The organism is Gammaproteobacteria bacterium (assembly GCA_033344735.1).
In the GTDB taxonomy this organism is placed as follows: domain Bacteria; phylum Pseudomonadota; class Gammaproteobacteria; order UBA4575; family UBA4575; genus UBA1858.
Genome location: JAWPMW010000001.1, coordinates 862,296 through 877,834, shown reverse-complemented (window position 1 = coordinate 877,834; position 15,539 = coordinate 862,296). Strand labels below are relative to the sequence as shown.

The following is a 15,539-nucleotide window of genomic DNA, read 5'->3' as shown; positions in this document are numbered from 1 at the left end:
CGATGATCGAAATAACATTAGGTGTGACATTTTTTTCAGCGATTGTTGTGTCATTGGTATTGTTGATTCTGTTTGCCAAGTCCAGATTAGTATCGTCAGGTAATGTAACGATTACAATTAATGGTGAAAAAGAGGTTGTTGCTCCAGTGGGAGGAAAACTTCTCGCCACGCTTTCTGAAGCAAACCTTTTTGTACCTTCTGCCTGTGGAGGTGGTGGCACATGTGCTCAATGCCGAGTGAAAATATTTGATGGTGGAGGTGCGCTGTTACCTACAGAGGAATCTCACATTAATAAGCGTGAAGCCGCACAAGGTGATCGCTTGTCTTGTCAGGTAGCAGTGAAGCAAGATATGAATATAGAAGTGCCTGAAGAAGTGTTCGGTGTCAAGAAATGGGAATGTGTCGTCGAATCAAATGAGAATGTGGCGACATTCATCAAAAATTTCGTCGTTCGTTTGCCCGAAGGTGAAGACGTTAATTTTCGTGCTGGTGGTTATATTCAAATAGAGTGCCCGCCACACTTAATCAAATATAAAGACTTTGATATAGAAGAAAAATTTAAAGAGGACTGGGATCATTTTAACTTGTGGCAATATGAATCAAAAGTTGATGAAGTAGTAACGCGTGCCTATTCGATGGCTAACTACCCAGAAGAAAAAGGTAAGGTAATGCTCAATGTCAGAATTGCATCACCGCCACCAGGAAGTACAGGTGATATTCCTCCCGGCATTATGTCTTCATACATATATAGTTTGAAACCTGGTGATAAAGTGACTATTTCAGGTCCTTTTGGTGACTTCTTTGCTCGCGATACGAAAAATGAAATGGTATTCATTGGTGGTGGTGCAGGTATGGCGCCAATGCGCTCACATATTTTCGATCAATTAAAACGGTTAGGGAGTGATCGCAAAATGACTTTCTGGTACGGTGCTAGAAGTGCAAAGGAAATGTTTTTTGTTGAAGATTTTGACGGATTGCAAGAAGCGAATGAGAATTTTCAATGGTATGTTGCTTTGTCTGATCCGCAAGAAGACGATAACTGGGATGGTTATACAGGTTTTATTCATGAAGTATTGTATGAAAACTATCTGAAAGATCATCCATCTCCTGAAGATTGTGAGTTCTATATATGCGGGCCACCAATGATGAATGCAGCGATTATCAATATGTTAGAAGGTCTAGGTGTCGAAGATGAGAATATTATGCTTGATGATTTTGGAGGCTAAACAATAATAAAATGACTACATTGTTATTCAGCCTCGCAATATTTTTATTCATGTTTACCGTTATGATGGTAGGTGTGCTATTTGGTCGTCTACCTATTCAAGGTTCTTGCGGTGGACTCGGTAATAAATGTTCATCGTGTAGCAAGCCTTGTGCTAAGAAAAATAAGGAATAATCATGATCCAGTCTATTGCGGTAAAAGATTATATGAGTGCAAGTTTAGTCACTTTTACTCCTGGCATGGATGTGATGAATGCTATCGATGTATTAGTAAAAAATCGTATCTCGGGTGCACCAGTCGTAGATGAGCGTGGAAACTTAATTGGTTTATTATCTGAAAAAGACTGTATGAAAGTAGCAGTACAGGCAGGTTATTACGAACAATTAGGTGGTCGAGTAGAAGACTATATGACTAAGCAAGTAATCACCGTAGAAGCTGAAGCAAGTGTGCTTGAAGTGGCTAAATTGTTTATGGAAAAAGGTCCACGTCGTTACCCTGTTGTAGAAGATAACCGTTTAGTTGGGCAAATCAGTCGTAGAGATGTGCTGCGATCGTTATTGGGAATGAATGCTCATTAGTCAGAAAAGTTAGTTTTTTCAAAACCGATCTCATTTAATGTTTCTATATGAATCTGAATATTTTCTGAATGAGGAATAAATAAAAAAGCAACTTGAGCATTTTTCGAAAATGCATGATTCAGCATACTGTTAATTAATATTTTCATATGGTCATTGTTAATTAACTTCAAATTATAATTCATACAATCAATAACTACGCTATTTTTTTCGTTAGAAAAATTAAAACCAAGGCGCGAATATTTAGAGCCAAGTTTGGATAACCATGAATATGATTGTAGTCGTGAGTTATTATGTATTGTGAATAGTGTATCTTCACGAGAAAATCTGTAAGTCGCATCGGATAGGATTTCTTGTCTACTGATACCGCTATCGTTTTCTTGGTAGTTTAATAAATCGCTATACGATTGAATGTTAATATTATTATTTGGATGAGCGTCATGAATCTTGTAATTTTCTGAGGATATTGAAAATAAATCAAAGTCATTCTGATTGTATGTTCTTTTTTTGGTTCTTTTATTAATGTGAATTTTTAGCTTGTCTTTATCTATATTGCAATATTCTAACGCTGTAATTGCCAAAGATTTACAGTTATTTTTTAATATTTGTTTGCTATGCTGAAGTTTATTTGTGTTAATAGTTGGTAGGTAAAGCTTATTATGAGCGTTACTAAAGCGCTCTTTATACTCATCACCGCCCGGTGTTAAATCGATATAACGTATACCTTCTTCTATTAATAGATTAGCTAAATAAATTAAGAAGATAACTCCTGGGGAATGTTTGCTTTCTGTGGGGTCAAAAGCGGTTAAGCTGATATAGATACTATCATTATCAATGTAGCCAAAGTGAAAGGCGAGTAATTTATTTCCTAACCATAAAACACTAAAGTGATTGTCCTTTAGATTATGACTGCGTGCTTCATAAAAACTTCTTTGTAAATGATCTTCTTCAAAAGCTGCGTCATGATGGGCAGACTCATGCCTAAAATTCACAAGATTCGTTACTTGATCCATCAGTTCAAGAGCGCGTGATTGTTCTGTTATTCGTTCTATCTTTAGTTCACCTTTGCGTTTCAATCTGTTGATCTTAGATTTAACGCTTTTATTTTTTAATACTTTCTTAAGTTTTTCTTTATTGTGTAAATCTAAGACAGGCGAATCGATTGTTTCAAATCGTGCATAGATGCCAATATTTTTTAAGTGATATGACTGAAGCCATGTTGTATCAGCACCTGGTGCTATATATGTCCACTTCCATAGTGAAAATGATATGTTTACTTTTATTGATTGGAATGCTTTGCTAAGAAATTCATCGTTATGCATCTTTGAGCATAACCAGCCACTATATTCTGCTAATTGCGCACCTGCTTGAGTTAAAATTGCATCTTTTTTGTCAATAGCTAGAGGAATTAACCCAATTAACTCTTCAGATTCTGAAAGGCCTATAACGAGAACTGGTTCAAAGTATTGTTGATAATGATGGAACCATAAACTCACAAAGTCTGGTTCCTGAAATACGGTTTTATGAGCAGTGTTGTCAGCGAGAGTTTTCCATTTCTCTAGAAAAACCCCGTCTTTTGCATATTTGAGCGCATCATCGCCAAGGATAATTTTTACAGTAATTGTCATATATTTGGGAGATACAAATCAGATTATTCGCCAACTATAACAGTTTGTTAGCGTGAATAATTTGACCTTATAGGCAGTTCGGCGCTTGATCTAGTCTCGCAATCAGCTTTTAGTGAAGAGCAGTAATTATCCCAGATTGGCTGCTTTTAGTGTGCTTGGTATTAGAGAGCGAATACGATTAACAGATTCAGCGCTAATTCGCTCCGTACGTTTTAAATCTTTGCATAGTGCAGTTCTAAAACCAATGTAATCAGGATTAATTGGTAATAAAGTTTCGATGTCTTTTTCACGTAATGAGCCTGCAAGCCCTGTGAGAAGGCCAAGATTTTTTGCTGTTTGAATAAAACTAGAAAGCTCGTTCATTTCTCTGTGTAATAGTAGGCTACCTGCATGTTTTCCTGCAGTGTCCATCATGACGCCTGTTAAATGTGCCTTTTTACACATCTTAACAGTTTCATGAATATCAAAATCTATATCTGCAAAAAGTACAGCAATAATTCTGATTCCACGGCGTGCGTGATATTCAAATGTAGGTAAACATTTGTCTATATGTTCCTGGCTGAACATCCCGACCTTGACATAATCCACACCAGTATCAGCGACATTGCCAATTTGTTCTAAAATTAACGATACGTCTGCATCAAGGTCGCCAACCGTGGCACTGACAATAGATTTTTCCCATAAGTGATCAACAATGTCGTGGATAGCATTAATCGTAAGGCCGCCAAGTGCGCCTTGGGATGGATCCTTTAAATCAATTATATCTGCGCCATGTTCGCTAACAGTGATAGCATCTTCTAGGTTATCAACACTTGCTAAAAATCCAGTCATTAAGTTTTCTCGGTTTCTTCGTTTCTATATTGGGTGACTTTATCCATTAACCAGTGCCATGCTTCTAATTCTCTTTGACCAGCAGTTTTATCTAGCCCAATGCGTAAGTATTCTATTTCACTATCTATTTTTTCAGCACTAAGCATATGCAATCGACTTGTCAAAATGGCTAATTCAATTACAGAAAACTGGGCACGATTATAGCCATGGTACGCATGATGCATTTGTTCGTGTACAACATCACAGTAAAATTTAGGACGTTGTTCCTCGTCTTCATGTGTATGCACTTTTATTTCTGTATGCGCTAAACAATTATCTAATCTAATTCCTGCAATCACATCGGTGGGTAGAGTTGGCCAATCATGTCTTCCCGTTAAACAACCAGCAAAAATACGTACATCATCGGGATAATTAATTGTGGCTGTGCCATCTCGCAAAAGGTTGTTCAATGTCGCGGAGGGTTTGAATGGCGCAAGCATTAAGCCGCGATCAGTCTCGTGCACACCCATTGGGGCAATATGCGCATTGCCATCTTCATGCAAGGTGGTGATAATGCTTTCTCTAATAAATGGCATAATTATTAACAGCGTCGTGCGTCGTTCTTATTATTTTTAATTTTATTGCCTTTTTTCTGGCGATTCTTCTTACGATCTTTTCGTGACTGCATGGTGCTACCTTCTTGTTTGAACGCGCTTAGGTCTTGTTCGCTTTTTTCAACAGCGATGCCCCAACCAAGTTCTTCATCTTGGTCATAACGTTTACCTAACTGCCAGGCAATTTGTGCGCGTGCTAACTCGCAGCCTAAGTAAAATGCATGTGCGCCATCTTCAGCAACATTTAAATGTGGGTAAAGATCAAATGGGTCAGTTGCATTCCAAATGCCATCGCGATTGTATACGAAGACGCCCTCATCACATACCTGAATTCGAAAATTTGGATCGCGAACACCTGTGGCAAATTCCTTGATTTCATCAATGTCGTATGGAAAGGGCTTGCGCTCATGCAATGCCATCAAGCCATTGTGGTAGCCTTTGGGGGGAATATTGTCGGCTTTGGAAGCATGCATAATTCGTCTGGCTAAGTCTGCTTCTTTTACGGACTTGCGACAATGCTCACTAACTTCAGTGGCTAAAATATGCCCAATATCGAGTTCCGATATAATTCCCATCAGTAAGGTGTTAGTACCAGCGCTATCAACATGAGTGAGCTCGGTTAAGTTGCCTACTCCCATCATGATTTCTATATCAGGATAGCGTTTACGCAAATTGCGATAGCGGACAATGGACTCAGTAAAATTAAAATTAATTGGGTCAAGAATTGGATCAGCAATAAATGGTACACCTTCTTTTAGAAGAGTATCGATGCATTTATAGAGTGAGCGCATATTAGTAGGGGGTGCGCCGATGATAATAGGTGTCGAATCTACTTTTTCTAGTACCCACAGAGAGTTATATTGCAAACTTAATAAGAAATCTGCGCCAGCTTTACCGCCTGTTACTAGATCTTCAGCATGCAATGAGTCTACACTAACTTTGAAGCCTGCCGATTTAAGCGCTTGTACTGATTCAGTTAGGTGGCCAAAGGATGTGTTTGGCAAGCAACCCAAATCAATTACATTGGCACCATCATTCCTGTATTGCTCTGCCCGAGCAATTATTTGTTCGACACTCATATTTGGAGCATCGACAATTTCAGCAAAAATATCTGTTGAATAGTCAGTCAAGTCAGATTTCTTGACTGCATGACCAAAATGCTGAGGGAGATCCTTTAGTTCCTCAGGTCCGCGTTCCACAGATATGCCTAATTGATTTGCTAGTAAGTCAATGTCGCCACGGCATCGTCCTGGTAAAATAACTTTATCGAATCCTGATACATCTTTTAATCGTCTGATAATTAGATCGGTCGTCATCAATGCTGCCACACTTACGCCAATTTGATGAACTTCATAAGTAAATTCGGTGGGTTGCATGCTTTCTAGCACCTTATGCAAACTTTTTTCTGCAAGTTTGCCGGTGAGGAAAAGTAAGTGTTGAGGCATTTTTGATTAATTAATATAAAACAATAAGTTATATTTATAATATAGAAATAACATTAAATAATGATAAATATTATATCTGATGTGCGAATAGAGCGGTTGTTGCTAAACTCCTGCCAATGAATTCACGAGTTAAACGACGCGCACCCCTTTCAGAACAACCACTTGCACAATCTCAGCTTCCTGATCTGCTACAAAGAGTATACGCGAATCGTGGTGTAACTGACCCTGCTCATTTAGAGATGTCGATACAAAATATCTTGCCTCCAAGCAATTTAAAGGGAGTCGAGGCAGCTGCAAATTTGGTATTTGAAACTATTAAGAATGATCAATCGATAGTTATTGTCGGAGATTATGATGCCGATGGTGCCACTAGTACGGCTTTGGCTATGCGAGGATTGACTAGTTTAGGAGCGAGAAAAGTTAGCTACATTGTGCCTAATAGGTTTGAGTATGGTTATGGGCTCACACCTGAAATCGTTGATTTAGCCCAAAAAAGTGCTCCAAAACTGATTATTACTGTCGATAATGGCATTTCTAGTGTTGCTGGCGCACAACGTGCGCGTGATCTTGGTATCGATGTATTGGTAACAGATCATCATTTACCTGGCCAAGAGTTGCCCAATGCTAATGTCATCGTTAATCCCAATCAGCCAGGTGATGAGTTCGAAAGCAAGTCATTGGCTGGTGTAGGAGTGATGTTTTATGTGTTGATAGCATTGCGCTCATACATGAGAAAGCAAGACTGGTTTCAAGCTCAAAACCTACCTCAGCCTAATTTTGCTGAGTTATTAGACCTGGTTGCGCTAGGGACAGTTGCAGATGTTGTCCCACTTGATCGAAATAACCGCATTCTAGTAGAGCAAGGTTTGCGCAGAATTCGTGCGGGGCAGTGTTGCCCAGGTATTCTGTCAATATTGAAAGTGGCGGGAAGTGAGTACACACGTGCCGTGTCTACTGATTTGGCATTTTATGTAGGACCAAGAGTGAATGCAGCCGGAAGACTGGAAGACATATCGATAGGTATTGAATGTTTACTTGCAAATAATGAGCACGCTGCCAATGAAATTGCGACTCGACTTCAAGCATTAAATGTAGAGCGGCGAGAAATTGAGAGTCAAATGAAGGAAGAGGCGATTAAAAGTCTGGACCAGATAAAATCTGACAAACTAAGTATCAATAAAAATGAGTTGGGTATTTGCATTTACCAGTCCGATTGGCATCAGGGCGTGATAGGTATATTGGCTGCGCGTATCAAAGAAAAATATTATCGGCCTACCATTGTATTTGCGAATAGCGATGATGAAGAATTGAAAGGGTCGGCGCGTTCAATTCCTGGAGTGCACATACGTGATGTGCTGGATACAGTTGCTGCGAGAAATCCTGGCATTATTGCTAAGTTCGGTGGTCATGCAATGGCAGCAGGATTGAGTTTGTCAAAAGAAAAGTATGACAAATTTGTTGTTGCCTTTAATCAAGTATTGAGTGAGTGGCTGACAGATGAAGATCTTCAGTTCGAAATACTCTCTGATGGAGAATTGAATGAACAACATCTTAATTTAGAAATGGCAAAAACACTAAGAGCATCTGGGCCATGGGGGCAAGGATTTCCGGTGCCCGTATTTGACGGTGAATTTAGGGTAATAGATTATAGAGTAGTGGGGGAGCATCACTTAAAGCTGACTTTGCAGTCAGCAGAAGGGAATAACACTGTAAATGCTATTGCATTCAATTACACAAATTTCGACTGGAATAACAGAGCTTCGGTGGTACATGCCGCTTATGAGCTAGATGTGAATCATTTCAGAGGGATTGAATCGCCACAATTGTTAATTCGACACTTAGAAGTACGCTCCATGCACTAGTGATGCGAGTGCGTTATCATACGCGCCTTATTCTGTATTGGTTAACTACAAAGCAATGGAACTGGCACTTTACTACAATCAACTCAAAGACCTCGGCGAGCGCGTTAATTCGCTTAGGGGGTATCTTTGACTACGACAGAAAAGTGGAACAACTCGAGGAAGTGTCCCGAGAATTAGAAGACCCTGATGTGTGGAATGATCCTGCGCGCGCGCAAACACTAGGTAAACAACGTTCCCAATATGAAATAGTGGTTAATACTATTCGTTCTGCAGAACAAGGAGTGACAGAAGCTATTGAGTTATTAGAATTGGCTGAAATGGAAGATGATGAATCTACCGTCAATTCGGTTATTGAAGATTTGAATACGCTTGAAGAAGATGTGGCCAAGCTAGAATTTCGGCGAATGTTTTCAGGTGATATGGATGTAAATAACGCCTACTTAGATATCCAGTCAGGTTCCGGTGGTACTGAAGCTCAGGATTGGGCGGAAATGATTTTGCGTATGTATCTGCGTTGGGGTGAGGAAAAAGGATTTAAAACAGAATTGATTGAAGCATCTCCAGGTGATGTAGCAGGTATAAAAAGTGCCACCATTAAATTTGATGGAGAGTATGCGTTTGGATGGTTGCGAACTGAAACAGGTGTGCATCGATTAGTGCGAAAATCCCCCTTTGATTCTGGAAACCGAAGACATACTTCATTTGCTGCTGTATTTGTTTCACCGGAAGTGGATGATGATATTGATATTGAAATCAACCCAGCAGATTTACGAATTGATGTTTATCGCGCTAGTGGAGCAGGTGGACAACATGTTAATAAAACTGAATCTGCAGTGCGCATTACGCATTTGCCTACTGGAGCGGTGACACAATGTCAAAATGATCGCTCTCAGCATAAGAATAAAGATGTAGCAATGAAACAGCTAAAAGCAAAATTATATGAACTGGAAATGCAAAAACGTAATTCTGAACAGCAAGCATTGGAAGATTCTAAATCTGACATTGGTTGGGGTAGTCAAATTAGGTCTTATGTATTAGATCAATCGCGCGTTAAAGATTTGCGCACTTCGGTTGAGACCAGTAACACTCAAGCAGTATTAGATGGGGCGTTAGATCAATTTATTGAAGCAAGTTTAAAGCATGGTTTGTAAGCTAGAGCTTAAGGAAACAGAAAACAAATGAGTGAACAGAATAATAATCAAGATTTGCAGCAAGACGAAAATAAGCTAATTGCATTAAGGCGTGAAAAGCTCGCGGATATTCGCAGTAAAGGTAATGCGTTCCCAAATAATTATAGCCGTGATTCACTGGCTGGTAACTTGCAAAATCAGTTTGCTGGTAAAACTAAAGAAGAGTTATCACAGTTAAATCAATATGCCAGTATTGCTGGACGTGTCATGGCAAAACGTGGTCCGTTTCTATTGCTACAAGATATGTCAGGAAGAATTCAAGCCTATATTGACCGTAAAGGTTTGGATAAAGAATTACTTAAAGAAATTGACACTTGGGACATTGGAGACATTATCGGTGTATCGGGCCCAATTAGTAAATCGGGTAAGGGTGACTTATATGTGAAAATGGAAGCAGTGGTGATGTTGACTAAGTCATTACGCCCATTGCCTGAAAAGTTCCATGGACTTACCGATCAAGAACAACGTTACCGCATGCGTTATGTTGATTTGATTATGAATCAAGAAGCGCGTGAGAAATTTAAAATTCGTTCTAAAATTGTTGCATTTATTCGTAGTTACTTAAATGACAAAGACTTCTTGGAAGTTGAAACACCTATGATGCAATCTATTCCCGGTGGTGCAGCAGCTAAGCCTTTTGTGACACATCATAACGCGCTTGATATGCAATTATATTTACGTATTGCTCCAGAGCTGTACCTTAAGCGCTTAGTCGTGGGTGGTTTTGAAAAAGTGTTTGAGATTAACCGTAATTTTAGAAATGAAGGTTTGTCTACTCGACATAACCCTGAGTTCACAATGCTTGAATTCTATGAAGCCTACGCTGAATACCATACTTTGATGGATCGTACTGAAGATATGTTGCGGCAACTTGCAAGTCACTTATACGGTAAGTACACCATTGAATATCAAGGTTCTACTTATGACTTTGAACAGCCATTTACACGTATGTCTGTCAAAGAATCAGTATTGATGATGAATCCGAATTTGACTGAAAGTGATTTGTTGTCAGTAGAAGCTTTACGTAATGTATGTGTGGAATTGAGTATTCCATACGAAAAAACTTATGGCACCGGAAAATTGCTCATTGAGGTATTTGAAAAAACAGTAGAGGATAGATTGGATCAACCAACTTTCATTACTGAATATCCTACAGAAGTGTCGCCCCTTGCACGACGCAACGATGTTAATCCAGAAGTAACTGATCGATTTGAATTTTTTGTAGGCGGAAAAGAGATTGCTAATGGATTTTCAGAGTTGAACGATGCAGAAGATCAGGCAGCACGCTTTAAAGAGCAAGCCGCTCAAAAAGATGGTGGTGATGAAGAAGCTATGCATTATGATGCTGACTACATTCGAGCGCTAGAATATGGACTGCCACCAACAGCGGGTGAAGGGATTGGTATTGATCGTCTGGTAATGTTGTTTACTGATTCTGCATCAATAAGAGACGTGTTGCTATTTCCTCAAATGAGATAAGAGGAATGATTGATTTATATAGCGCTTGGCTTGGGTAGAAATTGTGAGAATATCTCCAAAAACTCATCTTCACTTATACTAACTACATCTACATCTAAACCATCCAATCTTCGATCAGGTCTTTTTCTTCTTTCCACATTATTTGACCATAAGGTTTTATCAGATGTGCGTCGATCTTCCTCAGAACGTCGGTCTATGAAAGAGTTTTTGGGTTTTAGATTCATCTCTAACGTGTATTCGTATTTTAAATAAGAGCCTTATTATGCATATGTGGCAAATATATAGACTTAGATTCAGTTGCACAGCGAACTAAGTGCAGAAGCGTTGCTTGTGCGTTATTAAATATCGTTTATATATATGCACGATTTTATTGAAATGTATTTTGAGCGAATAAAACTTAAAAAAAATCAATCAGTTCACAGTTTTACAGTTAAGAATTAAAGATTAAATTTGACCTGATTTTAACCTTTTATATATTGTGGTATTCAGTTTAATAGTGAAATCAGACACATAGAGAATATTGTTTCACTTTTGTCTTAATTTCCTAATGAAACTTGGGTGCTAGCCCAATTCTTGGGCGATAAAAATAGCGTTACTAGTATGATTTAGATATAAACAAGTGGTTATGAAAGTGGTTTTTGATGTTGGCACGGACAAAGTGAGTGATGAGCATTGCTAAGTTAATTATTAATTTTTTGCCAGAGTTATTAATCGACTTGTTCAATAACTATAGATACACCGAGTACGCAAAGACATATAAGGGAAATAAATAAAAGAATATTGGAAATCACTTTACTGTTTGCGCGAATAATGTATGCAGCAAGTGCGGCTAAGGCTGCTGCAGCTAAATATAAGACGATTGCACGCATATTATTTTTCTTTCTCTTTTGGTTCGGTGGGCACGTCGTAGGGTAATGGTTTTATGTTCACACTATTGCCTGATGAGGAACCAATAGCAAGTTGATTCATTTTAGCGGCTTCAAGTCTTAGTATCACAAGACCGGCATATTTATTGTTGGCCTCATTGATGACGGATATAAATTTACCTATTGGCTGATCGGATCCATGAGTAAAAATATCGTCACCAATATTGACTGGCTCATTATTTTCTACCTCAACCCTGAACATGCGTCTATTTGCCTTACCAAGATAATGCATTCTGGCAACCACTTCTTGTCCAGGATAACAGCCTTTACTGAAACTGACGCCTTCTATGAGTTCCATATTTGCCATCTGCGGAACAAAGGCTTCTTGCACATTGCTAGTAATATTTGGCAGGCCTGCCAATATATCTAGCCATTGCCAGTAAGTTTCGCTGAATATATTTATATCGTCACTATTTAAGCATTCTAGCTTTGTATATAATGATTGATCACCAATAATAATATAGCGTGTGCTCACTCCAGGAATATTGATACACAGAGTAGTGTCATTAATGCTTGTTTGATAGTGATTGTCTGGTGCGGTGATGTTTAATTCATCAAGAATTTTATTTTCCTTGTCACCGCAAACACCCGCCAGTATCGCTTCGTCCATTGGTCCTATAACGACTTTAGAACGCATTACGTACATTTGTAATCGCTTCATGACTTGTTCAGCAATGTCTTTGGATGTCACTAGAATATAACTATCGTCTTGTTTGAAGATATATAAGGTTGCCAACATGCGGCCCTTGGGTGTGCAATAACTACTAATTTGTCCTGCTGAAGTTGAGACAGAATTAATATCATTGGAAAATTGGCCTTGTAAAAATAAGGTCGCATCTTCACCTGTGACTTTGTAACAAACGAGGTGGTTTAGCCTAATCAGCGCAGGTTTGTCTAAATCGGTTGAAAAATGATCCGGTGTGTAGGCGTTGTCTAGAATGCTTGCTGTCACTTGGGTTCCCTGTACAAATATAGTGCGTATTTGATTGCATAATTAGCTTGTCAAGCTAGCTTCTGAAGCCAAAGTAATGTAATTTTCTGCCTCTTGTTATACCTCCACGGGTATACAATTTATGCTTCACCAACTATGATTTCGAATATAATCAATGCATTAGTATAGAAAAAAGTCATAATATCGAAGCGAGTGGGTGCGACTATATTTTTAATATTTCGTTCCTTATTAAGTATTACAGGATGTTAGGAGATACTTTTCATGGGCACACCTCAACGGCCATTGTCGCCACATTTAGGGATATATCGTTGGCAGCTAACGATGGCGTTATCAATTCTCCATCGTATGAGTGGAGTTTTTCTTGCCATAGGGGCGGTTGTGATGGTGGTTGTATTAGCCGCTATTGCGTCAGGATCTAGTCAATTTCAAACGGTTCAATCCTGGCTCGCGCATCCTATTGGATTGTTGTTGTTAGTGGGATGGTCATTTGCGCTATTTTTACATTTAGCCAATGGTGTACGCCATCTTATCTGGGATGCAGGTGTAGCTTTGGAAAAAGATACTGCTAATCGGTCAGGTTTGTTTGTGATCGCATTTGCATTTATAGCAACTGCTGCGACTTGGGCGCTAGCGTGGAGTTAGTATAAAAATGAGTTTAAGAACACCATTGTCAAATGCTAAGGGTCTGGGATCAGCAAAAGAAGGCGCACATCATTGGTGGGCACAACGCTTAACTTCTATTGCTTTAGTGCCGTTAACTATCTGGTTAGCTTTTACCATCGCCAGTTTCAGTGAGTTTACTTATAGCGCAGTTATTGCATGGATGCAGTCGCCATTGGTGGCTGTGGCATTAGCGTTACTGGTCGTGACTATGTTTTATCACGTGCAGTTAGGGGTTCAGGTCATCATCGAAGATTATGTTGGTGGTTGGAGAAAAGTAGCTTCATTAATCGCTCTGAATTTTGCATGTATTGTTTGTACATTCATGGGCTTATTTTCAATTATTAAAGTATCTTTGTAATAATATGGGCGAAAGTTATAAGTTTATAGATCACTCTTACGACGTACTTGTTGTGGGTGCAGGGGGTGCTGGCTTACGTGCAACGTTTGGTATGGCGGTGAGTGGATTATCTACAGCATGTATCACTAAAGTATTCCCAACACGTAGTCATACTGTGGCAGCACAAGGAGGCATGAGTGCATCTTTAGGAAACATGGGTGAAGATGATTGGCGCTGGCATATGTATGACACAGTCAAGGGGTCTGATTGGCTAGGTGACCAAGACGCCATTGAGTATATGTGTCGTGAAGCTGTCCCAGCAATTGTTGAGTTAGAGCACTATGGAGTGCCATTTTCAAGAACTGACGAAGGAAAAATTTATCAGCGTCCTTTCGGTGGAATGACCACGCGATATGGAGAGGGTATAGCACAACGCACATGCGCAGCTGCGGATCGAACAGGTCATGCAATATTGCATACGCTGTATCAGCAATCACTTAAGCATAATGCTGAGTTTTATATTGAATATTTCGCTATTGATCTTTTGATGGATGATAACGGAACTTGTCGCGGTGTTATTGCAATTGACTTGGCGACTGGTGAATTACACCGTTTTCGCGCACATCAGGTGCTGTTAGCAACGGGTGGATATGGCCGTACTTACTTCTCATGTACTTCAGCGCATACATGTACAGGGGATGGTAACGCTATGATTTTAAGGGCAGGAATGCCTTTGCAGGACATGGAATTTGTGCAATTTCATCCAACTGGTATTTATGGTTCGGGCTGTTTAATTACTGAAGGCGCACGAGGAGAGGGTGGTTATTTAACTAACTCTAAAGGTGAACGATTTATGGAACGATATGCACCTAATGCCAAAGATCTCGCATCTAGAGATGTTGTTAGTCGTTCAATGACAATGGAGATAAATGAAGGGCGAGGTATCGGTGAAGAGGCAGACCATATACATCTGCATTTAGAACATCTCGGTGCTGATGTTATTAATGAAAAGCTACCCGGAATTGCTGAAAGTGCGAGAATATTTGCCGGTGTTGATGTGACCAAAAACCCAATTCCTGTGCTACCGACAGTTCACTACAATATGGGTGGTATTCCGACCAATCACTACGGCCAGGTAGTTAATTTGGTTAATGGTGAGCCTGATACTGTTATGCCAGGACTGATGGCAATTGGTGAAGCTGCATGTGTATCTGTGCACGGTGCAAACAGACTTGGGTCAAACTCTCTTCTTGATTTGATTGTATTTGGGCGTGCTGCAGCGATTAGAGCGGCTGAGCTTGTGAAGCCAGATACACCGCATCCAACATTACCGGAACATGCAACAGAAAAAATCATGGATCGTTTCGATTCTTTGCGTCATTCAAACGGTAGTACATCCACTGCAGAGCTGCGTTTGAATTTGCAGAAGACCATGCAATCCCATGCTGCAGTATTTAGAACTGGTGAGTCTCTATCAACAGGTTTAGAAAAAGTTAATGCTTTATATAAGCAATTTGATGATGTGAAAGTTACAGATAAATCAATGATTTGGAACACAGACTTAATTGAAACTCTAGAGTTATCTAATCTGTTCCCGCAGGCTATTGCAACTGTGGCATCAGCATTGAACCGACCAGAAAGTCGTGGTGCGCATGCACGCGATGATTATAAAGATCGTGATGATGAATCATGGATGAAGCATACCCTGGCGACAGTGTCTGACAAAGGCGAAGTAGTTATTGATTATCGTCCGGTGCATTTAACAACATTGACAGATGAAGTTGATGTGTTCCCGCCTAAAGCGCGTGTGTACTAAAGTAGATCAAAAGGATT

General features: G+C 39.5%; 16 protein-coding genes. 9 read left to right on the top strand and 7 right to left on the bottom strand.

All coding sequences use genetic code 11. The features are described 5' to 3' along the window. The first annotated feature begins 2 nt into the window (after positions 1-2). Genes nqrF through R8G33_04580 form a run of 3 tightly spaced genes read left to right on the top strand, consistent with a single transcriptional unit; the run spans position 3 to position 1,803 of the window. A complete protein-coding gene (nqrF, locus tag R8G33_04590; protein MDW3094934.1) occupies positions 3-1,226 on the top strand; it encodes an NADH:ubiquinone reductase (Na(+)-transporting) subunit F in 1,224 nt (407 codons plus the stop codon). A gap of 11 nt (positions 1,227-1,237) precedes the next feature. Beyond that, entirely contained in the window at positions 1,238-1,399 is a 162-nt protein-coding gene (locus R8G33_04585) for a DUF539 domain-containing protein (GenBank protein ID MDW3094933.1), read from the top strand. A gap of 2 nt (positions 1,400-1,401) precedes the next feature. After that, positions 1,402-1,803: a CBS domain-containing protein gene (locus R8G33_04580; protein MDW3094932.1), complete on the top strand. Its 402-nt coding sequence runs from the start codon at positions 1,402-1,404 to the stop codon at positions 1,801-1,803. Here the strand turns inward: R8G33_04580 and R8G33_04575 are convergent. The 4 genes from R8G33_04575 to R8G33_04560 form a co-directional block, all read right to left on the bottom strand. Next, a complete protein-coding gene (locus tag R8G33_04575) occupies positions 1,800-3,428 on the bottom strand; it encodes a GNAT family N-acetyltransferase (protein MDW3094931.1) in 1,629 nt (542 codons plus the stop codon). The genes R8G33_04580 and R8G33_04575 overlap by 4 nt on opposite strands. A gap of 126 nt (positions 3,429-3,554) precedes the next feature. Next, the gene (locus tag R8G33_04570; GenBank protein MDW3094930.1) at positions 3,555-4,259 is read right to left on the bottom strand and encodes a (5-formylfuran-3-yl)methyl phosphate synthase; all 705 of its coding nucleotides are present in this window, start codon (positions 4,257-4,259) and stop codon (positions 3,555-3,557) included. Further along, positions 4,259-4,834: a DUF447 family protein gene (locus R8G33_04565; GenBank protein MDW3094929.1), complete on the bottom strand. Its 576-nt coding sequence runs from the start codon at positions 4,832-4,834 to the stop codon at positions 4,259-4,261. Before R8G33_04565 ends, R8G33_04570 begins: the two co-directional genes overlap by 1 nt. 5 nt (positions 4,835-4,839) lie before the next feature. Further along, positions 4,840-6,297 (bottom strand): DUF6513 domain-containing protein, encoded by a 1,458-nt coding sequence (locus R8G33_04560; GenBank protein ID MDW3094928.1) that lies wholly within the window; start codon positions 6,295-6,297, stop codon positions 4,840-4,842. A 116-nt stretch (positions 6,298-6,413) separates the two neighbouring features. On the opposite strand from R8G33_04560, the gene recJ reads away from it, so the two are divergent. From recJ to lysS, 3 genes are all read left to right on the top strand, one after another. Beyond that, a complete protein-coding gene (recJ, locus tag R8G33_04555; protein MDW3094927.1) occupies positions 6,414-8,159 on the top strand; it encodes a single-stranded-DNA-specific exonuclease RecJ in 1,746 nt (581 codons plus the stop codon). Between the two features lie 55 nt (positions 8,160-8,214). Further along, a protein-coding gene (gene prfB / locus R8G33_04550; GenBank protein MDW3094926.1) for a peptide chain release factor 2 occupies positions 8,215-9,310 on the top strand; the annotation gives its coding sequence in 2 pieces (ribosomal slippage) (positions 8,215-8,286 and positions 8,288-9,310; 1,095 coding nt in all). Between the two features lie 27 nt (positions 9,311-9,337). Continuing rightward, positions 9,338-10,828, top strand: coding sequence for a lysine--tRNA ligase (lysS, locus tag R8G33_04545; protein MDW3094925.1), 1,491 nt, complete (start codon positions 9,338-9,340; stop codon positions 10,826-10,828). Between the two features lie 14 nt (positions 10,829-10,842). Here lysS and R8G33_04540 read toward each other — a convergent pair whose 3' ends face one another. The 3 genes from R8G33_04540 to R8G33_04530 form a co-directional block, all read right to left on the bottom strand. Next, positions 10,843-11,052 (bottom strand): hypothetical protein, encoded by a 210-nt coding sequence (locus tag R8G33_04540; GenBank protein ID MDW3094924.1) that lies wholly within the window; start codon positions 11,050-11,052, stop codon positions 10,843-10,845. Positions 11,053-11,535: 483 nt separating this feature from the next. Beyond that, positions 11,536-11,697 (bottom strand): hypothetical protein, encoded by a 162-nt coding sequence (locus tag R8G33_04535; GenBank protein MDW3094923.1) that lies wholly within the window; start codon positions 11,695-11,697, stop codon positions 11,536-11,538. A gap of 1 nt (position 11,698) precedes the next feature. Further along, a complete protein-coding gene (locus R8G33_04530) occupies positions 11,699-12,706 on the bottom strand; it encodes a hypothetical protein (protein ID MDW3094922.1) in 1,008 nt (335 codons plus the stop codon). Positions 12,707-12,967: 261 nt separating this feature from the next. On the opposite strand from R8G33_04530, the gene sdhC reads away from it, so the two are divergent. Genes sdhC through sdhA form a run of 3 tightly spaced genes read left to right on the top strand, consistent with a single transcriptional unit; the run spans position 12,968 to position 15,522 of the window. Beyond that, positions 12,968-13,348 carry a succinate dehydrogenase, cytochrome b556 subunit gene (gene sdhC / locus R8G33_04525; protein ID MDW3094921.1) on the top strand — a complete coding sequence of 127 codons (381 nt, stop codon included), beginning with the start codon at positions 12,968-12,970 and terminating at the stop codon, positions 13,346-13,348. A gap of 7 nt (positions 13,349-13,355) precedes the next feature. Beyond that, positions 13,356-13,727 carry a succinate dehydrogenase, hydrophobic membrane anchor protein gene (gene sdhD, locus R8G33_04520; GenBank protein MDW3094920.1) on the top strand — a complete coding sequence of 124 codons (372 nt, stop codon included), beginning with the start codon at positions 13,356-13,358 and terminating at the stop codon, positions 13,725-13,727. Positions 13,728-13,731: 4 nt separating this feature from the next. Further along, positions 13,732-15,522 carry a succinate dehydrogenase flavoprotein subunit gene (sdhA, locus tag R8G33_04515; protein ID MDW3094919.1) on the top strand — a complete coding sequence of 597 codons (1,791 nt, stop codon included), beginning with the start codon at positions 13,732-13,734 and terminating at the stop codon, positions 15,520-15,522. Positions 15,523-15,539: the final 17 nt, after the last annotated feature.